This window comes from Campylobacter sp. RM12637 (assembly GCF_020137645.1).
GTDB lineage: Bacteria > Campylobacterota > Campylobacteria > Campylobacterales > Campylobacteraceae > Campylobacter_E.
Genome location: NZ_JACGAV010000010.1, coordinates 31392 through 52014 on the forward strand (window position 1 = coordinate 31392; position 20623 = coordinate 52014).

General features: G+C 27.7%; 19 protein-coding genes. 6 read left to right on the plus strand and 13 right to left on the minus strand.

The genetic code is table 11. From position 1 onward, the window contains the following. Positions 1 to 63: 63 nt before the first annotated feature. Entirely contained in the window at positions 64 to 1257 is a 1194-nt protein-coding gene (locus AVBRAN12637_RS06350) for a dicarboxylate/amino acid:cation symporter (RefSeq protein WP_336607311.1), read from the minus strand. A 5-nt stretch (positions 1258 to 1262) separates the two neighbouring features. Next, a complete protein-coding gene (locus AVBRAN12637_RS06355) occupies positions 1263 to 2465 on the minus strand; it encodes a MalY/PatB family protein (RefSeq protein ID WP_336607310.1) in 1203 nt (400 codons plus the stop codon). 155 nt (positions 2466 to 2620) lie between these two features. On the opposite strand from AVBRAN12637_RS06355, the gene AVBRAN12637_RS06360 reads away from it, so the two are divergent. From AVBRAN12637_RS06360 to AVBRAN12637_RS06375, 4 genes are all read left to right on the plus strand, one after another. Next, the gene (locus tag AVBRAN12637_RS06360; protein ID WP_214117879.1) at positions 2621 to 2977 is read left to right on the plus strand and encodes a RidA family protein; all 357 of its coding nucleotides are present in this window, start codon (positions 2621 to 2623) and stop codon (positions 2975 to 2977) included. 109 nt (positions 2978 to 3086) lie between these two features. Beyond that, positions 3087 to 4076, plus strand: a complete 990-nt coding sequence (locus AVBRAN12637_RS06365; protein WP_214117880.1) for a GMP reductase — start codon at positions 3087 to 3089, stop codon at positions 4074 to 4076. A gap of 346 nt (positions 4077 to 4422) precedes the next feature. Further along, a complete protein-coding gene (locus tag AVBRAN12637_RS06370; protein WP_336615527.1) occupies positions 4423 to 4911 on the plus strand; it encodes a hypothetical protein in 489 nt (162 codons plus the stop codon). 431 nt (positions 4912 to 5342) lie between these two features. Then, on the plus strand, positions 5343 to 6986 hold the full coding sequence (locus tag AVBRAN12637_RS06375) for a methyl-accepting chemotaxis protein (protein ID WP_214117882.1): 1644 nt from the start codon (positions 5343 to 5345) through the stop codon (positions 6984 to 6986). 42 nt (positions 6987 to 7028) lie between these two features. Here AVBRAN12637_RS06375 and AVBRAN12637_RS06380 read toward each other — a convergent pair whose 3' ends face one another. From AVBRAN12637_RS06380 to AVBRAN12637_RS06430, 11 genes are read right to left on the minus strand one after another with little or no spacing between them, the layout of a single operon-like run. Next, positions 7029 to 7787: a 5'-methylthioadenosine/S-adenosylhomocysteine nucleosidase gene (locus tag AVBRAN12637_RS06380; protein ID WP_336615528.1), complete on the minus strand. Its 759-nt coding sequence runs from the start codon at positions 7785 to 7787 to the stop codon at positions 7029 to 7031. After that, positions 7784 to 9148, minus strand: a complete 1365-nt coding sequence (locus tag AVBRAN12637_RS06385; protein WP_214117884.1) for a uracil-xanthine permease family protein — start codon at positions 9146 to 9148, stop codon at positions 7784 to 7786. The genes AVBRAN12637_RS06380 and AVBRAN12637_RS06385 overlap by 4 nt, the downstream gene beginning before the upstream one ends. Before the next feature lies 1 nt (position 9149). Further along, positions 9150 to 10268, minus strand: coding sequence for a GDSL-type esterase/lipase family protein (locus AVBRAN12637_RS06390; RefSeq protein ID WP_336615529.1), 1119 nt, complete (start codon positions 10266 to 10268; stop codon positions 9150 to 9152). After that, on the minus strand, positions 10265 to 11185 hold the full coding sequence (locus tag AVBRAN12637_RS06395; protein WP_214149780.1) for a DUF459 domain-containing protein: 921 nt from the start codon (positions 11183 to 11185) through the stop codon (positions 10265 to 10267). The genes AVBRAN12637_RS06390 and AVBRAN12637_RS06395 overlap by 4 nt, the downstream gene beginning before the upstream one ends. Beyond that, positions 11185 to 12522 carry an MBOAT family O-acyltransferase gene (locus tag AVBRAN12637_RS06400; protein WP_336607304.1) on the minus strand — a complete coding sequence of 446 codons (1338 nt, stop codon included), beginning with the start codon at positions 12520 to 12522 and terminating at the stop codon, positions 11185 to 11187. Before AVBRAN12637_RS06400 ends, AVBRAN12637_RS06395 begins: the two co-directional genes overlap by 1 nt. 1 nt (position 12523) lies before the next feature. After that, positions 12524 to 13504, minus strand: a complete 981-nt coding sequence (locus AVBRAN12637_RS06405; RefSeq protein ID WP_214149782.1) for a UDP-N-acetylglucosamine--N-acetylmuramyl-(pentapeptide) pyrophosphoryl-undecaprenol N-acetylglucosamine transferase — start codon at positions 13502 to 13504, stop codon at positions 12524 to 12526. After that, positions 13501 to 14682, minus strand: coding sequence for an FtsW/RodA/SpoVE family cell cycle protein (locus AVBRAN12637_RS06410; protein ID WP_336615530.1), 1182 nt, complete (start codon positions 14680 to 14682; stop codon positions 13501 to 13503). Before AVBRAN12637_RS06410 ends, AVBRAN12637_RS06405 begins: the two co-directional genes overlap by 4 nt. 2 nt (positions 14683 to 14684) lie before the next feature. Continuing rightward, entirely contained in the window at positions 14685 to 14906 is a 222-nt protein-coding gene (locus tag AVBRAN12637_RS06415; RefSeq protein WP_214117890.1) for a hypothetical protein, read from the minus strand. Continuing rightward, positions 14903 to 15838: a UDP-3-O-(3-hydroxymyristoyl)glucosamine N-acyltransferase gene (gene lpxD / locus AVBRAN12637_RS06420; protein ID WP_336614035.1), complete on the minus strand. Its 936-nt coding sequence runs from the start codon at positions 15836 to 15838 to the stop codon at positions 14903 to 14905. The genes AVBRAN12637_RS06415 and lpxD overlap by 4 nt, the downstream gene beginning before the upstream one ends. Before the next feature lies 1 nt (position 15839). Further along, the gene (gene ilvN / locus AVBRAN12637_RS06425; protein WP_214117892.1) at positions 15840 to 16301 is read right to left on the minus strand and encodes an acetolactate synthase small subunit; all 462 of its coding nucleotides are present in this window, start codon (positions 16299 to 16301) and stop codon (positions 15840 to 15842) included. Then, entirely contained in the window at positions 16298 to 18001 is a 1704-nt protein-coding gene (locus tag AVBRAN12637_RS06430; protein WP_214149784.1) for an acetolactate synthase large subunit, read from the minus strand. The genes ilvN and AVBRAN12637_RS06430 overlap by 4 nt, the downstream gene beginning before the upstream one ends. Before the next feature lie 267 nt (positions 18002 to 18268). Between AVBRAN12637_RS06430 and AVBRAN12637_RS06435 the strand changes: the two genes are divergently transcribed. Together AVBRAN12637_RS06435 and AVBRAN12637_RS06440 are read left to right on the plus strand one after the other, a co-directional pair. After that, positions 18269 to 19840, plus strand: coding sequence for a methyl-accepting chemotaxis protein (locus tag AVBRAN12637_RS06435; protein ID WP_442862435.1), 1572 nt, complete (start codon positions 18269 to 18271; stop codon positions 19838 to 19840). Continuing rightward, positions 19837 to 20613: a tetratricopeptide repeat protein gene (locus tag AVBRAN12637_RS06440; RefSeq protein WP_336607301.1), complete on the plus strand. Its 777-nt coding sequence runs from the start codon at positions 19837 to 19839 to the stop codon at positions 20611 to 20613. Before AVBRAN12637_RS06435 ends, AVBRAN12637_RS06440 begins: the two co-directional genes overlap by 4 nt. Positions 20614 to 20623 lie beyond the last annotated feature (10 nt).

Here is a 20623-nt window from a genome sequence, read left to right on the forward strand (position 1 = left end):
CTCGGTAAATGTTTTGTAAATTATAGTTGCGTAAAGTAATTATAAGCCCTATTTTAGGGCTTATTAAAATTTAGTTTTATTAACTATTTTATCTACCAGCATAGCTGCACTTACATCATTTGTAGCATTTATAGCAGTTGCTGGTGCATCTGTTATAGTTCCTATTAAAACCATAACCGGTATTGCTTCTGGTGGAAATCCAAATGCACTAATTATAAATATCTCTCCAACATATCCACCTGCAGGTATTGCACCCATAACACTTGAAGCTAATACAGAAACAAAGATTGCCGTAATTAAATTATCAAAAGTAAATAAATCTACACCGAATACAGAACACATAAAAGTAATTTTCAATATAGTAATTAATACTGCTCCACTTTTATGTAAATTACAACCAAAAGGAACAACTAAATTTTTAACTTCATCGCTAATTCCTATATTTTTTCCTGCAATTAAATTTGAAGGAATAGTAGCTGCACTTGAGCATGTTCCAAGAGAAACCAATGTTGGAGTAATTATATATTTAAAATATTTTTTAGTCCCACTAAATCCTCCTGCTAAATATGCAAGAATGAAATTAGAAATAAAATAATAAATAATCGCAGCTATAAAATATACAAATATTGCTTTTGATAAATCTGCAGTTACCATACCTTTGCTAGTTCCAATCAGAACTGCAAAAAAACAACCCAATCCAAGTGGTGCAAAAAACATTACAAAAGAAACCATCTTTACAATAACTTCATTTAACTGTGCAAAGAAATTAATTACAATATCTGAAGTATCTTTTAATTTTAATAATGCAACGCCAAAAATTAAACTAAATACAATTAGTGCTGTAAGATTTGACCTTGAAAATAATTCATAAAAATTACCAACACTAAACATTGATAAGAAATCACTATTGCCTTTGCTAAATTCACTAGCAGTACCAAAATTATATGTATTAGCAACTTCATAAAATTGAGTAAAAAATAACATAAATAATGCAGCTATAATTTCACTTAAAGCAAAAATAACCATCATAACAAATATTATTTTTCCTAACTTTGAATTACTTTGAGCATTAGTTATTGAACTAACTAATGATATAAAAATCATAGGAACTACTAAACAATAAAGAAGATTTAAAAATAAATTAGCGATAGGCTCAAAAATTTTAGCTCCTTCTCCCATAGCATTACCTATTAAAGAACCTAATAAAATAGCCCCTAATAAAATAAAAGACGATTTATAATTTTTTAAAATTTCCATAACAATCACCTATAATCTTTCTTACTTAAATTATCAATCATTCTATTTACACATTCTTTTATGTATTTAGGATCAGTTGCTAAATTGATTCTTACAAAGCCTTTATAGTTTGCACCAAACCATTCACCAAAATCAATAGCAATTTTACAATCATCTTGAATAAATTCTTTTGTTCTTTCCTTGTTTACTACAGGATTTAAATTAAGTAGAGTCAAATAAGTACCCTCTAAAGGAGTTATTATAATATTTTTAGTTTTATCATTTTTACTTAATTCTTCCTTTAAATAATTATAATTATGTTTTAAAACATTTAAAAGTCCTTTTCTCCATTCTCTACCATGTTTATAAGCTAATTGAGTAGCCAATAAACCTAATATATTTGTTTCAATTTGATTGTATTTTTTAGCAAAATTATCGTAGCTTTTTCTTAATTTTTCATCAGGAATTATTATGTGAGAGTTTAGCAAACAAGCTAGATTAAATGTTTTTGATGCAGCATTTAAAACTATTAAGCTATCAAAATAATCTTTAGCGTTATCTAGTGCTAATGCAGAGATAAATTTCTTATCACTAATTTGTAAATCTTGATGAATTTCATCACTTATAATTAAAACATTATATTTTTTAAATAAATCAAAACATTTTTTTAATTCTTCTTTACTCCAAATTCTACCTGCAGGATTATGAGGAGAGCAAAAAATAACCATTTTTACATTATTGTTTTTAATATCTTCTTCAAGCAAATTAAAATCAATACTAAATTCACCTGTTTTATTATTATAAACAAGCTCGTTTGCAACTATTTTTCTATTATTATCTCTTATACTATTCCAAAATGGATAATATACAGGAGCCATTATTAAAATACTATCATTTTCTTTTGTAAATAAATTCACTAATTGATATATACTATTTACTACACCAAAATTAAATCTAATCCAATCCCTTTTTAATTCTACATTATGAATATCTTTCATCCAAAGAATAAACTCATCATAATATTCATTTGTAGTGTAAGCATAACCAAAAGCCCCATGTTGTATTCTTGCTGAAAGTCCATCTAAAACTGCTTTTGGAGCAGAAAATTCCATATCAGCAACCCACATTGCAAGTAAATCAGAATCACCGAAACGTTCTTGCAATTTATCCCATTTTAAACAATCTGTATTTTTTCTAGAGATTAAATTCTCATCTAAAAATTTTCTCATTTTTTCTCCTTTTTTAAGATTTTTTTATTAATTTTTATAATTTTTGCAAAAAAATTATTAAAAAATCCTTAATTATAACTATTTTTTATAGTTTTAATAATTTTTAATATTTTTTTGCTAATATTTTTGCAAAATTTTTCAAAAAAGGAGAAAAAATGAATTATCCAAAGGCTATTGGACCTTATAGTGTGTGTGGTAAATCAGATGATTTAGTATTTGTTAGTGGTCAGCTACCAATTGACCCTAGTACAGGAGAGTTTGTAAAAGGCGATATTAAAGAGCTTACAAGACAAAGTTTAAGAAATATAAAAGCTATCTTAAACGAGCAAGGTTTAGATATGAATAATGTTATAAAAACAATGGTTTTATTAGCTGATATAAATGATTTTGCAGCAGTTAATGAAGCTTATGCTGAGTTTTTTAAAGAGCCTTTCCCTGCTAGAAGTGCATTTGCAGTAGCAGCATTACCAAAAGCATCAAGAATAGAAATAGAAGCGATAGCTAAAAAATAATTCCGGTGAAAATCCGGATTTAAATTCCGTAAAGTATTTTTACTTTTAAAATCAAGTTTTTATTAATTGTTTATAAGATAAAATCAGTTCTTTAATTTAAGGAGATGAGATGTTAAATAATTTATTAGTATTTGATTATGAAGACGTGCAATTAATCCCTGCAAAATGTATAATCAATTCAAGAAGCGAATGCGATACTAGCGTAAGGCTTGGTAATAGAACTTTTAAACTACCTGTAGTTCCTGCAAATATGCAAACAATCATTGATGAAGAATTAGCGATTTCATTTGCTAGAAGTGATTATTTTTACATTATGCATAGATTTGAGCCTGAAAAAAGATTAGACTTTGTAAAAAAAATGCAAGAATTAGGGCTTTTTGCGTCAATTTCTGTTGGCATTACTCAAAAAGAATACGAATTTATTGATGAATTAAAAGCAAATGAGCTATATCCTGAATATATTACAATTGATATTGCTCACGGACATAGCGACAATGTAATTAAAATGATTAAATACATTAAAAGCACATTAAAAACTAGCTTTGTAATAGCAGGAAATGTCGGAACTCCTGAAGCTGTTAGGGATTTAGAAAATGCTGGAGCTGATGCAACTAAGGTTGGTATTGGACCTGGTAAGGTGTGTATTACTAAGCTTAAAACCGGTTTTGGAACTGGTGGTTGGCAGCTTGCAGCACTTCGCTGGTGTGCTAAAAGTGCTAAAAAGCCAATAATTGCTGATGGTGGTATTAGAAATCACGGAGATATAGCAAAATCAATTCGTTTTGGAGCTACTTTTGTAATGATAGGCTCATTATTTAGCGGACACGAGCAAAGTCCTGGAAAAACCATAGAAATTGATGGCAAAAAAATGAAAGAATATTATGGCTCAGCAAGTGAATTTCAAAAAGGTGAGCGTAAAAATGTAGAAGGTAAAAAAATGTATGTTCCATTTAGGGGAAATATTTTTGATACCTTAAATGAAATGAGAGAAGATTTGCAAAGCTCAATTTCTTATGCAGGTGGAAAAGAACTTCGTGATATTAGAAAAGTTGATTATGTAGTTGTTAAAAACTCAATCTTTAACGGAGATACTATCTAATTAATAAATTTTCCTAATTTAGCTATAAATTAGGAAAATCCATATTCTATTAAATAATTTTTTTAATTTAAATTACAAGCTAGTAATTATTTTGATTAAGCACAAAATATAATATTTTGCCTTATAACGACATTTAATATTTAATTCACATAAAAAAACTTATTTTTAAACTATCTAATTAATCTTATTAACTTTTATTAATGGGGGGGGGTATTACAATAAATTTTATTTCATTAAAGGAGTTAAATATGCATAAAAATTACGATGCTATCTAAATAATTTATTTTAAAACTAAAAAATATAAAAAATCTAAAAATTAAAAAAACTATTTTGAAAGGAAAAAACAATGAAAAAATTATTAAGTTTAACAACTATGGCAATGATTGCCTTAACAACTCCAACATTAAATGCTGATACAACAGCTAACACTACTAAAACAGTAAAAAAGAATGATGCATCTAAAACTGTAGATTATTCTAAAATGAACTATGAACAATTAAAAAAAATTGTTACAAAAACTATTGAGGAAGATACGCCAATTGCAATAGAAGCTGACAATATACACACAAAAATATATTCAACAAAAGGATCTGAAGCAGATTATAAAAAAATAGTAGCTTTACATGATAAAATTGTTAAAAAAAGAGCAAGTCTAATCGCAGAATTAGATAAACGCAGGGAAAAATACGATATAAATCATGAAAATAATCGAGAAGCTTACCTAGCATATGTGGATTTATATAGTGATGTACATAAAAATATAAATTTAACGAAAATGTACATAGAACTCTATAGAGCACATTTAGATAAAATAAATAGACTAAATAGCTATTAAAATTAAAATAACTTTTAAAAATTAAAAAGGACTTATAATGGGATTAGGTCAATTTTGGTATAAAACAAAAACCTAATCCATAAGCTATCTTGCTAAATTAATTAAAATCATTAAACTAAAATTGAAATTATCAAAAAACCTTTAAAAAAAATAGATTTAAGCACCTTAACACACAAAAGCTATTAATTAAAAGGCTTATGCAATTAATTCCTAATTTAAATTCTTTTAATTTTAAAATATAAAAATCATCATAAGATATTGATTTTAACGCTATTAAATATATGAATTTCAACTAAAATTCCTAGTTTATATGCTTAAATTAAACTTAATTAATTCATATATTAAATTATCATTATAATTTTTCTAATTTTTATTTTGCTAATTAATAATTTTTATTATAATAAAATAAATTTAATTTAAAAGGAAATAAAATGTTAGGGAAAAATCTTTCTTTAAAAGCTCAATTATTCATTGGTTTTGCTAGTATTCTTGCATTTATTTTAATCATATTTTTTAGCGGATATATTAAAATTAATAGCGTAAATAATGATTTAAATGAAATTAGCGATGTAAATGCTGTAAAACAAAGGTATGCAGTTGATTTTAGAGGTAGTGTGCATGATAGAGCAATAGCTATTAGAGATGTTGTTTTATTAAGTGATAAAAACGAGATAAATAATGCTATATCTTTAATTGATAAATTAGAAAACAATTACAATGTAGCAGCTAATAATATGGCAAAAATATTTGCAAATGCTAATTTGGTAGATGATAAAGATAGATTGATTTTAGAAAAAATTAAAGGCGTAGAAGCAAAAACTCTTCCTTTAATAAAAGAAATAATTCAATATAAAAACAATAATGATACAAATAAAGCTCACGAAATATTATTATCTCAAGCAAGAGATAGTTTTGTTACTTGGCTAAATGTTATTAATGAATTTATTGATTATCAAGAAGCAAAAAATCAAGCATTAACAAAACAAGCAAGAGGGACAATTAGCAGCTTTTTAAGTAGTAGTATAGCAATTAGCATAGTTGCATTTTTAGTAGCGATTTTCTTAGCACTTTATATAACAAGATTGATTATTAGCTCACTTGGTGGAGAAGTAAAAGACGCAGTTAAAGCAGTAATTAGCATATCACACGGGAATTTAGATACTAAAATTGATACTAAGTATAAAGATAGTATGCTATATGCTTTAAAAGAAATGGAAAATAAATTAAAAGATATTGTAGGAGAAGTAATTCATTCTTCAAAAGAATTAGAAAATAGTGCAAAAGAAGTAACAAATGCTTCAAATAATGCTAGTAAATTATCAAACGAACAACAAAACAAATCAAGAGAATCTTTAGAAAATATAAACAATGCTAGAATAGCTATGCAAGATGTATTAAATATAGCAAATCAAACTAAAGAAAATTCTCAAAAAACGGTTGAATTATCAAATAATGGAATTAATTCTATGAGAACTACAATTAAAGAAATAGAAAAAATCACAGAAACCGTGCATTATTCTTCAGAGCAAATCAAAATGCTAGATAAACACTCAACCGAAATTAGCAATAGTGCAGAATTGATTAAAGAAATCACAGAGCAAACAAATCTTCTTGCATTAAATGCTGCAATTGAAGCAGCTCGTGCAGGAGAGCATGGGCGTGGATTTGCAGTTGTAGCTGATGAGATTAGAAAATTAGCAGAAAAAACTGACACAGCAACAAATGAAATATCAAATATGATTTCAATAATACAAAGCGAAACTCAAGCAACGGTTGATGCTATTCAAACAGCAGTTCCACAAGTAGAAAGCGGAATGAGACTAGCTAATGAAGCTAATTTGATTTTAGAGCAAATCAGCCATCAAGCAAATGATTCATTATTAAAAGCTAATGAAGTAAGTAACGCTGCTAACGCACAAGTAGAAAAACTTCAAAGCCTAAATAACGATATGATAAGTATCACAAAAAGCTCTGAAAATACCAATAAATCTATGCAAGAAAACACACACGCAGCAAATAGCTTAAAAGAAATTGCAAATACCTTAACACAACATATAAAATATTTTAAAATATAAAAAGATTTTTATCCTAGTTTTTGCTAGGATAAAAATTAAATATCAAAACTTATCAATAATCTTTATTAATAATTCTTGTAATTTAATAGCAATACTAGGAGTATAATCAATATCTTCAATCAAATTATCAGATACAATTCTAATAGCTAAAAACGGTACATTAAAAGCTTTAGCAACTTGAGCAGCAGCTACACTTTCCATCTCTTCAACGCTTGCATTATAGGTTTTATTCCAAAGATGAAGCATTAAGATTTCTTTATTAAACGCATCAGCACTAGCTATATTTACCTTTAAAACCCCTTTAGGAGCTAGGCTTATAAATTTATTTACTAAAGTTTCATCACTTGTAAAATACTCATTTTTTAAATCTTCATTATTTGTATCTAGCAAAGTTAGTGGAGCTATCATTGGCTCTTTTGCTAAAGGATTGATAGTATATAAACTCTTAGGAGTTTTATAAGAATTTGCATTATAAATTCTATCTCCTACAACTATATCTCCTAATTTAAGACCTTCTACAATAGCACCTGCTGTGCCTTGATTTATAATAATATCAGGCTTAAAATAAGTTATTCCTAAAGTTGTGGCTGCTGAAGCATTTACAAGACCTATTAAAGTCCTTGATACTACAATATCTCTTCCTTTAATTTTGCCTTCATAAAATATATAGCTACCTATTTTAACTACCTTTTTATCACTCATAGCATTTACTAAAGTATCAATCTCAATAGGCATTGCACCTTGAATTAAAATCCTAGCAAAAATAAAGCTAGGAATTAATAATATTAATAGTTTTCTCATTTATTATCCTTAGGTAATAAAATCTCAAGCAATATAGCACTAAATCCTGCAGTTGCAACTGCTGAGCCAAATAGATTTTTAAACACATCAGGTAAATGCTCTAAAATAAGTGGTTGAGTGCTTACTCCTAAACCTAGAGCAAGTGAAATTGAAAGTATCATAACAGAACGCTTATTTAATTCTTCTCTTGAAATTATCTTAATTCCAGTTGCAGCAATTGTTCCAAACATTACTAAAATAGCACCACCAATTACAGGTTCAGGTATTCTTAAAGCAAACTCTGCAACAATAGGAAAAATCCCACAAATCATAAGCATAATACAAACAATATATCCAACATAACGACTTGCAACCCCGCTTAGTGCAATTACTGCGTTGTTTTGACCAAAACAAGAATTTGGAAAAGTATTAAAAAATGCTGATACTAAAGAGTTAAACCCATTAGCAAATACCCCACCCCTTAATCTTCTTTCGTATATTTCGCCTTTCATTGGCTGATGACTTAGCTCACTTGTAGCACTAATATCGCCAATGGTTTCTAGTGAAGTAACTAAAAATATTATCGCAAATGGCAAAATTAGGCTAGTTTCTATGCTAAGACCATAAAATAATGGTTCAGGAACTATAAATAAATTAGCCGAATGCACATTACTTAAATCAAATCTACCTAAAAATGTAGCAAGTATTAAACCAATAATAATTGAGAAAAATAAAGCTCCAACCCTAAAAATAGGCTTTTTAAAAGAGTTAAATACTACAATTGATAATAATACTACTCCACTTAAAGCTAAGTTTTCTAAACTTGCAAATTGTAAATTCGCAGGAATATCCTTGCTCATACTAGCAAATCCACCACCTGCACTAATAAGTCCTGCACTAATTAAAGTAAGACCTATTATCATTACAACAATGCCACAAACTAGATTTGAAATAATTCTTTTTACATATTTTAAACTGATTGATACTAGCATTTCAGTGATACTACATAACATAAGAGTTCCAAAAATTGCTGCTAAAATCTCTGCATCACTTAGGTTTTGATTTCTTAGCACCAAACCACCTGTAATGATTGCTGAAACGAAATTAAAGCTTGTTCCTTGAACACTTAATAAACCTGAACCAATTTGAAATTTTCCAACCTTTAAAGTCATCATTTGAATAAATCCAGCCACCCCACTAGCAAATAATGACATAGAAATAATCCTAGTAGCATTTTCAGGGCTAAGTCCTAATTCTTTTCCTATTAATAATGAAGGAGTTATTACTGCTACAAACATAGCTAATAAATGAACAAGTGCAGCTAAAACAGCACGCACAAACGGAGGCCTATCTTCTAATTTATATATTAATTCATCTTTCATTTTATTCCTTTGTAATCTTTAAAAACTCTAATAACCTAAATGCTACATACTCATAGCCCGACTTAGTAAGATGTGTATTTTTTAATGATTTTTTATCATTTATCCAAGCAATTTTTCCCCCTTCTTTTTGCATTAAATTATCTATATCAAAAATATAAACACCACTTGTCTTTGCCACTTGTTTGATTAAAGTTTTTACTAAAGCATTATTCTCTCCTTTAACATAGTTTTTATTCACAAATAATGTTGGTTCTGGCGGGATTAATAATATTATTTTTGATTTTTTTGTTTTGAAAAGTTCTATAATATTTAAATAGTTATTAATGAAATTCTCTTGATTAATCTTATTTGACACACTCTCATTTGTGCCAAAAGAAAATATTATTAAATCATAATCTAATTTCTTAGCAACACTTTTAGCTAAGTTATAATCTATTCTTGAATAATTAAAAATACTAGCTCCATTAATACCTAAATTATCAATATAACTAGAATTATTAGTAATAAAACCACCGATTTTATTTGCCGTTGTAGAAAAATTAATCTGATTTGTATTTTTTTGATAATTTTTTATATTCCAAATTCCTGATTTAAATTCTAAATACTCAACATTATTAGCCTTGAATTTAAGATTTATATTAATTTCACATTTTGTATTGCAATTTGCATTAATTCCACCAAAACTTAAATTAGTTTTTGTATTTATCAAATACTCTACATTAAATCCTAAATTATTATAATCTGCTAAATACTGATTGTGCCATTTAGGTAAAATCGCAGGAACAAATCCTAAAGAGTGAATATTTAAAGCCTTTCTAAAATATTCGGGAATATAATCACTTGCTAAATGAGAATCTCCTATAAATGCTATTTTTTTATAAGGAATTAAAAGATTGCTTTTAGGTTTTACTTGGATTTCTTTTGGTTTATCAGACTGAAAATTAACTAAATTTGTTTTAACTTTTGCTTCTTTGCTTACAAGAATTTCATTTTGGCTTTTTTGAGATATTTTAGGGGATTTATAAATCTTATCTGTTTTTATCTCTTTTATAAATAAACTATCCACATAACTACAAGATGAAAAAAATATAACTATACTAAGATAAATAATAATTCTCATTGTATTTCAACTGTTTTAAAAAAATCTTGTGAAATCAACTCATACCCAAGTGGAGTAAAGTGTATGCCATCATTTGACCTAATCCTTTTGCTTTTGCCATCTATCTTGATATAAAAATCAAAATGCTCGGTTAATACAGAATCTAATTTTATGAATTGATAATTATTTTTTTTAGCCAATTCATAAAATACTTCATTTAATATTTTTATTTTTTCATTTTGCTCATCGTTTTTAACTACAGGTAATTCATACCAAAAAATATTAGCGTTATAATCTCTTGTAATTTTTACAAGTTCATCAATTCTTTTTGTATAAAAACTCTTCCATTCACTATCGCCAAATTTTAATACCTTGTTGTTTTCATTAGCATTCCATAAATCATTTACACCTACTAAAATTACTACATTTTTAATTGCACTTTCTTGTAAAGAAGATTTTAAAACCTTTGCATAATCATAGTATTTTTTTCTAAGTAATCCTGTGCTTTGCTTTGCTAAATTCTCACATTTAATATTTTGTTTTTTTAAAGAATTGCATATACTTAGCCCAACACCTTGCATTAAACTATCGCCTAATAAAATTACTCCATTATTTTTACTTAAAACTAATTTTTGATTATTGCGAATTTCTTGCTTAGCAATTAGCTTAATCATATATAAAGTATCAAGATAGCATTTATGAAATACCTTTATTTTATTATTGTTTTCATTGCTTATTTGTGGTTTTATTTCTTTTACCTTTGTAAAAAACACATTGTATTCTAGGTATTCTTTAAATTCATTGCTTTTTTTAAAAAATGCAAAATCTAAATCTATATTTTTATGATAATTTACTTCATAATATTCTTTTAAAGAGTCGTTAAATAAGCTAATAAAAATAATGCTTGAACTAATAATTATTAAAACAAATTCTCTCATTAAAACCCTGCATATATAAAGTTAGGAATTCCACTTGGCATATAAATAAACACAATTAATAAAACTAGATTAATTACAATAATTTTTATAAAAATATTTAAATGTCTTAAAATATTTACAACCAATGCTAAGTGGTTTTTAGAATAAAAATTAATTATAAATAAAACAAATACTACTAAAAATATATAAATTTCTCTTTTATCAATGAAATTAAATTTCAAGAAAAATGAAAAATATTCTCTAACCTCATCAAAACTCACAAAATAAAAAAAGCTCCAAACAATGCTAATATAAGTAAAAGTTATAAATGAAGCTACAAATTTATTAAACCTATAAGAAAATAAAGAAATAAAAATCAGCCCTAAAGCGTGAGCTAAACCCCATAAAGCAAAATTATACGAATTTCCGTGCCAAATACCCGAAATAACAAAGGCAATAATAATATTTAAGCTTGTTCTATTTACCCTATTTCCACCAAGTGGAATATAAATATAATCACGAATAAAACTTGATAAACTAATATGCCATCTTTTCCAAAAATCTTGAATGTTTCTAGCTTTAAATGGATTATTAAAATTCTTAGGCAATTTAAAGCCAATCATTAAAGCAAATGCGGAAACTAAATTAATATAAGCACTAAAATCTAAATATAGTTTGATTGAATACAAGTAAAAACAATTTAATAAACCTAAAAAACTTAAATTATTTAAATCATTTAAAAATGCGTAAAAATACTTATCCACAATAGGTAAAATCAAAAATACTTTTACTAAAGCAAACAATAAATTAGCTAGTATTAAATCCTTGTGTTTAAAGCGTTTTAAAGTATTAAATTGCTTAATAAAATCAACATATCTAAATATAGGACCGCTAACAAAAGTAGCAAAAAAACTAAGATAAGTAAAAAGCGTTAAATAACCAACTGGCTCTTGTTTTTCTTTATAAACCCAAACAATATAAGTAATTGCATTAAAAGTATAAAAACTAAGCCCTAAAGGAAAAATTATATCAGCAATCATAATATCAAAATAGCTTAGAACATAATCAACACTATCTTTAATACTTGAATAATATTTGAATATACATAGATTTAACACTATAAAAAATATAGCAGTATAAAAGATATTTTTAGTATTTCTAACATAAACGCTCAAAGCAAAAAAATGAATAAAAAAGCTAAAAACAAGCACTACTAATAAGCAATAAGGATTAAATAAATATAGTATTAGTATATTAAACCCTAATAATAAAGCATTTTGCTTATTTTTGCCTAGCAAATTAAATACAATGAAAAATATAAATATTAATATTAAAAACTCAACAGAAAAAAAGCTCAAATCAATATTCCTTTAAAACATTTGCTAAGAATTTAGCACCATTTACATTTTCATATTCATATAAATTATTAGCGTATTCTAAGGCATTTGTTTTAAGCAAATTCAATACAAATTCTTTATTTAAATTCTTTTCTTCACAAATAAATGCTAGTTTGTTTTCTACTAAATGCAAGGCATTAAAATATTGATGATTTTTATAAGCATATTTATACGGCACAAAAAGTGTTGGCAAAGCTATATTTATTAGCTCAAAACTAGCACTAGCACCTGCTCTACTAATAGCAAAATCAGCTTCTTGCATATATTTATCAATCTCTTTTGAAAAACCTATTAGTGTTGGTTTAATTTCGTATTTCTCATACGCTTTTTCGTATTTATCATACTCTTTAGCACCACATTGATGAATTAATTTAATATTTAATTTTAATAATTCAGGATAAAGCTCTAATGCAAAATCATTCAAAAATCTAGCTCCTTGAGAGCCACCTATTATTAAAATCGTTTTAATTTCGGTTCTTTTTCTTTTATTGAGTGCAAATTTTTCTTGCACAGGGTAAGGGCAAAACTCTTTTTCATAAGCTGAAAAAAACCTTTTAGCAAATGGTTTTGTAAGGCGATTTGCAAGACCCATTTTTGAGTTTTGTTCGTGAATTATTAGTGCTTTAAAACTAATAATTGCAGCTATACTAGCAGGCACACTTGAATATCCACCAACGCTTAAAACACAAGTAATTTTATGCTTTTTAAATATTTTAAGGCATTCAAATACTAAAGCTATTAAAGAAAATAAAACTTTAATCTTGCCTAAAATTCCTTGATTTACGAAACCACTACTTTTTAAAAAATAGCAATTGCTACCTTCAAACCATAAACTATCTTGTCCTTTAGTGCTACCTATATAAACAAACTCATCTAATTCTTTTGACACAGCTTTAGCTACTGCTAAATGCCCGCCTGTTCCACCACCAGTAATTGCTATCATTCTTTATTTTCCAAATTAATATTTTCTCCTGTATTTTTAAAAATACTTAATAATATTCCAATAGCTATAGAATTAGCCAACATAGAGCTACCCCCGTAGCTTAAAAACGGCACTGCAATTCCTTTTAAAGGAATTAAAGAAATAATTCCACCAATATTCATTAAAAAAGTAGCCATAATACAAATACCATAGCCTATACAAAACAAATAATTTTGCTTATTTTTCATATAAGTTGATAATTTTAATACCGAAGCTATTAAAAAACCAAATAATAAAGAAACAAACAAAAATCCTAAAAATCCTATTTCTTCGGCAATGCCTGATAGGATAAAGTCAGTATGAACCTCACTTAAAAATCCTAATTTAAAAACCCCTAATCCAAATCCTTGCCCTAATAAATCTCCATTTGTAATAGCATTTAAACTATGTGATATTTGATAAGGCTCACTTGAATGGGCTATTTTAAGACTTTCTTGAATGCTTTCAGGGAAAATTGGTAAAACAAAATCTTGAATACTACCCCACCACTCAAGCCCTCTTTCAAGTCTTCTAGGATTATAAGCTATTAATGAAATTCCAGCAGCAATTGCAGCTAAAAATAAATATAAAATATTTCTAAACCTAACCCCAGCAGCTAATGCCATAATAAACAATGTAACAGCAGTTACAACACATTGTCCTAAGTCATTTTGAGTAATATAAGCATAGCCAAAAATAAAACAATATATAGCTATAGTTGGAGCTAATAATCGCAAATCTTGTAAAAATTTTCTTTTATTTTCATCAATCTTTCTTGAATATGTAAAAGCCAAAAAAGCTATAAAAGAAATTTTTACAAATTCTAATGGTGCAATGGAAAAACCAAAAAGCCTAATCCATCTTCTAGCTCCTTTAGTTTCAACAACTAACGAAGCAGGTAAAAATGGTAAGACAAAACAAGCTAAAACACTGCAACCTAAAATAACATATAAAATTCTATAACAAGCCTTTTCGCTAATTAATTGAAAGGTAAAAATAATAAGCACTCCAACAATCGCAAAAAGGGTTTGAGAAAATAAAAAACCATAAGGAGATTTTTGTCCCCCATAGTTAAAAAAACCCATAGAAAAAACAAAAACTATGCTAAACATCATAAGTATTAGCACTATTTCAAAAATTCTTAAATGGGTTTTAATCAATTTTATTGCCTTTTGCCACTAATTGATTGTAAAGCTATTATTAATTCATCTAAATTTTCATAAGGAATATGAACTTTCCATTCTGGAATATTTTCTTTTAAACACACAGCTATGCTTAAAACATCATTGCTACCATCTCCATAAGGGTTTTTAATATTAGCTAATGATATTTTGCCACTTTGAGTGCCTTTGAGTAAAATTGAACTAATTAGTTCAGCCTTCATTTATTAATCCTTTTTAATTTTGCTTGCATTTTTAGCCACTCACCTTGCTCCATTATAGGAAATCCACCATAAACCTTGCCACCAGCTAAATCTTTACTAACTCCGCCCCTAGCAGCAATAATAGCACCATCGCCAATTTTTAAATGCCCACTCGTTGCACTCTGACCGCCCATTACAACAGCATTTCCAAGCTCACTTGAACCCGCAAGTCCTGTTTGAGATACTACTAAGCAACCTTGACCTAAAACACAATTATGTCCTATTTGAACTAAATTATCAATTTTAGTGCCTGTTTTTATAAGTGTTTTTGAAAACACTGCTCTATCAATACAAACGCACGAACCAATCTCAACAAAATCTTGTAATTCTACATAACCATTATGATAGATTTTAAAATGTCCTTTGCTATTACTTGCATAGCCAAAACCATCGCTTCCAATAACACTTCCAGCATGAATTATACAATGATTTCCTATTACACTATCATTGTAAATTGTAACATTTGGGTATATTATTACATTATCTTTAATACAAACTCCATCGCCAATATAAGCACCTGCTAAAATAGTGCAATTACTTCCTATGCTAACATCTTTACCTATATAAACATTTGGCATTATTGTTGTATTTTCGCCTATAATTGCGTCTTTACCAACTCTAATTAAATCCTTAGAAAATACCTTACTAAACAATGCAAAAATATATTTTGGGTCTTCGCAAATAACTGCTTTTACATTTGTTGGTAAAAGATTTGCTAATTTTTCACTAATTAATACTGCACCTGCTTTAGTAGTTTTTAAAGCATCACATTCTTTTATACAAAAACTAAGCTCGTTTTCATTTGCATCTTCTAAGGAATTTAGATTTGAAATTTGCATTTCAAATTCTATTTTAATTCCTATATTTTCACATAATTCTTTTAAACTTTTCATATTAATTTTCCATCAAAACAACGCCGCTTCTAGCACAATCTTTAGGATTGTATTTTTTAATCGTCTTTAAAAAATTATCCACTCTATCGCTAGTATCATTTACGCAAATTGTCATATATTCATCATTTGAGTGAGCTATTGTTCCATTATAGCCTTTTAATAAACTATCAAGACCAGCTAGATTTTGGTCTATATTGATTTTTACCAAAACACATTCACGCTCAACAAATTCGCAATCTTCAAAAACTTTATAAGTAGAAATTAATTTGTGAAGTTGTTTAGTAATTTGCTCAAACACAGCTTCATCTCCACTTGTAATTATATTAATTCTTGAAAACTCTGTCCCTGCAATAGGAGCAACAGTTAAGCTATCTATATTATAACCACGACCAGAAAATAACCCTACTACTCTACTTAAAACCCCGTGTTGGTTTTCTACAATAACGCTTAACGCCCTTCTCATTTGCTATCCTTTGTGATTAATTTTTGTGGTAATATCATATTATAAATTGCAGCACCTGCTGGAACCATTGGTAAAACATCTTCAAATCTTGAAATAACAACATCAATCACGCAAGTTCTAGGGCTTTTTAAACATTCATGATATGCTTTAATAAATTCATCTTTACTCTTTACTCTAAAGCTATCACAGCCAAAACTTCTTGCTAACATTTCATAATCAGGTTGCACATCTTCAAGATTAGTTTCTGAATATCTTTCATTATAAAATCTAGTTTGCCATTGGCGAACCATTCCTAAATAAGCATTATTTAAAATAATATTAATTACTTTTTTACGCTCTGCAGTTAGTGTCATTAATTCTTGAATATTCATCAAAAACGAACCATCGCCAGCAAAATTAAGAACTACTTCATTATTTTTTGCAAATGCAACTCCTAAAGCAGCAGGAATTGAATATCCCATAGTTCCTAAACCACCACTTGTGCTAAGTCTTCTTGGCTCATTGAATTTAAAAAATTGTGCTACCCACATTTGGTGTTGCCCTACATCGGTAATAATATTTGCATTAGGAGTAATTTTCGCACATTCATTAATTACCCATTGTGGTTTTAAGATTTCATCGCTATCTTCATAACTAAATGATGGATATAAACTCTCGTGTCTATCTAAAACACTATGCCAAGTTGATAAATCAAATTCAAATTCTTTTACCTCATCTAAAAGATCGCTAATAACACTACCAACATCTCCAACTATAGGAAAATCAGCTTTAATGATTTTAGAAATTGAAGTTGGGTCAATATCAATATGAGCAATTTTTGCTAATTTTGCAAACTCGCTAGTTTTACCTGTAATTCTATCATCAAATCTAGCACCTAATGAAATTAATAAATCACATTCGCTCATAGCCATATTAGCTCTATAACTTCCGTGCATTCCTGCCATTCTTAGATTATACGGATTATCGTGTTCTAATACCCCTAAACCCATTAAAGTGCAAACCGCAGGAACTTTAGTTTTTTCCACAAATTTACGGATAGCCTCGCTAGAATTTGAACTAATACAACCACCACCTATATATAAAAGTGGTTTTTTAGCTTCCATTAAAGCACTTGCTAGGCGCTTAATTTGTCTTGGATTGCCTTTATAAGTTGGCTTATATGTTTTCATATTTACTTCACTAGGATAAACAAATTCGCCTTTAATAGCTGTAATATCCTTTGGAATATCAATATGAACAGGCCCTGGACGACCACTTCTTGCTATAAAAAAAGCTTCTTTTAAAACTCTTGGTAATTCTTCAATAGTTTTTACTAAATAAGAATGCTTTACACAAGGCCTACTCATTCCAACTGCATCAATTTCTTGGAACGCATCAGTTCCTATTAGCGAATTTGCAACTTGAGCTGAAATTAAAACCATAGGAATACTATCAGCATAAGCTGTAGCAATCCCTGTTAAAGTATTTGTAAATCCTGGACCACTTGTAACAATAGCAACTCCAACTTTACCACTAGCCCTTGCATAGCCATCTGCTGCGTGAGCTGCACCTTGTTCGTGACGAACTAAAACATGTTTAAAATCATTTTGTTTATATAATTCATCATAGATATTTAAAGCTGCTCCACCAGGATAACCAAAAACTACTTCAACACCTTCTAGCTTTAAAGCTTCACAAATCATCTTTGCACCTGTAATCATACTGCCTCCATTAGGTTTTTTCTTAGGATTTAATCAAATTTTGCTTATTTAATAATTAATACAAATTAAAAAGAATGAAAAATGTAAAAAAAATAAAATTTAATTAATAAAAATTTATCTAATATATTTATTATTTACAAAAAATTAAAAGGATTTAGAATGAAAATTTCACTTAAGATTAGTATATTGGTATTTTGTTCATTATTGCTATTAGTAGTATCACTTAGCTTTAATTCTAGTTTAATGTTTGATAAGTTAGAAAACAAAATGCTAACTGAAATTGAAAACGAAAGCATATATCTTAGAAAAGAACAAGTAAAAACTTTAGTAGAAAGTATGGTTCAATATACAAAAACAACATATAAAGATTTAGAAAATCAAAACAAATTAAAAGAATTTAATGACATATTAAAAAACAAATTAGATGAAGTAAGATACGATAACAATACTAAAGGATTTTTAGTATTTCAAGAAGATGGTTTAGTTGTGTATCACACACTAAAAGATTGGATTGGAACTAATAAAATTAATTCAGTTGATACCAATAATAAAGCTTTCATACAAGATATAATCAATGCTGGAAAAAATGGTGGTGGCTTTAGCGAATATGAGTTTAAATATAAAGATAAAACTACTAAGAAATTCTTAGCATATTCATTACAAGATAAAGCTAGTGGCTTGATATTTAGCACTGCAGTTGATTTAGATAGTGTTTATACATTTTTAGATAAAAACGCAAAAGAATTAGGCGAAGAACAATTTAAAGAATTAATAAAATTTATAATTATTAGTGCAATTATTTTCATAGTTTTAATGCTTATTGCATATATTTTCGCAACTTTATTTATATCAAAACCTTTAAAAATATTAGAGATTAAAGCAAAAGATTTAAGCAGTGGAGATGGGGATTTAACTAATAAATTAGAAGTAAAAGGAAATGATGAAATAGCTCACGCTTCAAGTGCTATTAATGAATTTTTAGAAAAAATAAGAATTTTAATCAAACAAGCTAAAAATATTTCTAACGAAAATGCTTCAATAGCAAGTGAATTAGGCAATACTAGTCTTCAAACAGGAAAACGCGCTGAAGAAGGCAGTGAAATAGTAAATCAAATAGCTAAAAAAGGACAAAATACCAAAGAAAGCTTAGAAATAGGAGTTCAAAAGGCTAAAGAAGCTACTATAAAATTAGATGAAGCTTTAAATATGATGGAAACTTCAAATAAAGAAATTAATATATTAAGTAATAAAATTATAAATAGTGCAAGTATTGAAAGCGAACTTGCTATGAAAATAGAAAAGCTTAGCACAGATGCTGATAATGTAAAATCAGTATTAGAAATCATTAACGAAATTGCAGACCAAACAAATCTTCTTGCACTAAATGCCGCTATTGAAGCTGCACGTGCAGGCGAGGCAGGTCGTGGGTTTGCCGTAGTAGCTGATGAGGTTAGACAATTAGCTGAAAAAACACAAAGAAGTCTTAGCGAGGTGAATGCTACTATAAGCATTATAGTTCAAGGTATAAAAGACGCAAGTGAGCAAATGAGTATTAACTCAAACCAAATGCAAGATTTAAGTAATATTGCAAATTCTACTAAAGATAATATGAATATTATGAAAAATAGCGTAGCAGAAGCTATTAGCTCAAGTGAAAAAACCGTGAATGATTATATAAATACAAGTAAAGATATGGAAGAAATTCTAAATAATTTAAACAATATGAATACAATAACGAACGAAAACGCAAGAAGCGTTGAAGAAATAGCTGGTGCAGCAAATCATCTTAGTGAAATGACTGAAGAGCTAAATAAAAAATTACAAGAGTTTAGAACATGAAAAAGATATTATTTTTAATTAGTATGAGTTTAGTATCAATGGCTGATTATTTAAGTGATTGTGAAAATAGCAAAATCCCTGCTGCTTGTTATAATCAAGGTGTAGTTGAATATAATCAAGATAATTTAGGTCTTGCTATAAGACATTTTACCCTAGCTTGTGATGGCGATATTTATAATGCTTGCTACAATTTAGGGGTAATTTATAGTAAAAATAACGAAAAAGATAAAGCAAGTAAATATTATGAAAAATCTTGCGATAATGGAAATTATGAAGCTTGCTTTTATGCAGGGATTAATACTCAAGATTTTAATAAATCAAAAGAATATTTAGCAAGAGCTTGTGAAAATAGCCATAAAGACGCTTGCTATAATTTAGGAATACTATTTAAGAAAAATCAAGAATTTGATAATGCAAAAATATATCTAAAAAAAGCTTGTGATGATAATTTAATCCCAGCTTGTTATGGCTTAGGCAATTTATATGCTAATGAAAAAAATAATAACTTAGCTATTAAATATCTATCAATTGCTTGTTCTGCTAAAGATTATAATGCTTGTTATAATTTAGGTAATGTATATTATGAATTAAAAGATTATGATAAAGTAGCTAGTTTGTGGAATCAATCTTGCGATAATAAAGACGCATATGCGTGTAATAATTTAGGCGTTATGTATCATAAAAAAGATAAAAATATGGCTAAATTGTATTATAAAAAATCTTGTGATTTAGGAAACAATATAGCTTGTGAAAATCTAAAAATACTTGAATAATTTAGGAATT

What these genes read in the sequence shown, in the direction of transcription:
- AVBRAN12637_RS06440 (WP_336607301.1), top strand. Translation starts at nt 19,837, where the DNA reads ATGAAAAAGATATTATTTTTAATTAGTATGAGTTTAGTATCAATGGCT.
- AVBRAN12637_RS06435 (WP_442862435.1), top strand. Translation starts at nt 18,269, where the DNA reads ATGCTAACTGAAATTGAAAACGAAAGCATATATCTTAGAAAAGAACAA.
- lpxD (WP_336614035.1), bottom strand. Translation starts at nt 15,838, where the DNA reads ATGAAAAGTTTAAAAGAATTATGTGAAAATATAGGAATTAAAATAGAA.
- AVBRAN12637_RS06370 (WP_336615527.1), top strand. Translation starts at nt 4,423, where the DNA reads ATGAAAAAATTATTAAGTTTAACAACTATGGCAATGATTGCCTTAACA.
- AVBRAN12637_RS06385 (WP_214117884.1), bottom strand. Translation starts at nt 9,148, where the DNA reads ATGAAAGATGAATTAATATATAAATTAGAAGATAGGCCTCCGTTTGTG.
- AVBRAN12637_RS06405 (WP_214149782.1), bottom strand. Translation starts at nt 13,504, where the DNA reads ATGATAGCAATTACTGGTGGTGGAACAGGCGGGCATTTAGCAGTAGCT.
- AVBRAN12637_RS06390 (WP_336615529.1), bottom strand. Translation starts at nt 10,268, where the DNA reads ATGAGAATTATTATTTATCTTAGTATAGTTATATTTTTTTCATCTTGT.
- AVBRAN12637_RS06365 (WP_214117880.1), top strand. Translation starts at nt 3,087, where the DNA reads ATGTTAAATAATTTATTAGTATTTGATTATGAAGACGTGCAATTAATC.
- AVBRAN12637_RS06360 (WP_214117879.1), top strand. Translation starts at nt 2,621, where the DNA reads ATGAATTATCCAAAGGCTATTGGACCTTATAGTGTGTGTGGTAAATCA.
- AVBRAN12637_RS06395 (WP_214149780.1), bottom strand. Translation starts at nt 11,185, where the DNA reads ATGAGAGAATTTGTTTTAATAATTATTAGTTCAAGCATTATTTTTATT.
- AVBRAN12637_RS06430 (WP_214149784.1), bottom strand. Translation starts at nt 18,001, where the DNA reads ATGATTACAGGTGCAAAGATGATTTGTGAAGCTTTAAAGCTAGAAGGT.
- AVBRAN12637_RS06415 (WP_214117890.1), bottom strand. Translation starts at nt 14,906, where the DNA reads ATGAAGGCTGAACTAATTAGTTCAATTTTACTCAAAGGCACTCAAAGT.
- AVBRAN12637_RS06375 (WP_214117882.1), top strand. Translation starts at nt 5,343, where the DNA reads ATGTTAGGGAAAAATCTTTCTTTAAAAGCTCAATTATTCATTGGTTTT.
- AVBRAN12637_RS06380 (WP_336615528.1), bottom strand. Translation starts at nt 7,787, where the DNA reads ATGAGAAAACTATTAATATTATTAATTCCTAGCTTTATTTTTGCTAGG.
- AVBRAN12637_RS06350 (WP_336607311.1), bottom strand. Translation starts at nt 1,257, where the DNA reads ATGGAAATTTTAAAAAATTATAAATCGTCTTTTATTTTATTAGGGGCT.
- ilvN (WP_214117892.1), bottom strand. Translation starts at nt 16,301, where the DNA reads ATGAGAAGGGCGTTAAGCGTTATTGTAGAAAACCAACACGGGGTTTTA.
- AVBRAN12637_RS06355 (WP_336607310.1), bottom strand. Translation starts at nt 2,465, where the DNA reads ATGAGAAAATTTTTAGATGAGAATTTAATCTCTAGAAAAAATACAGAT.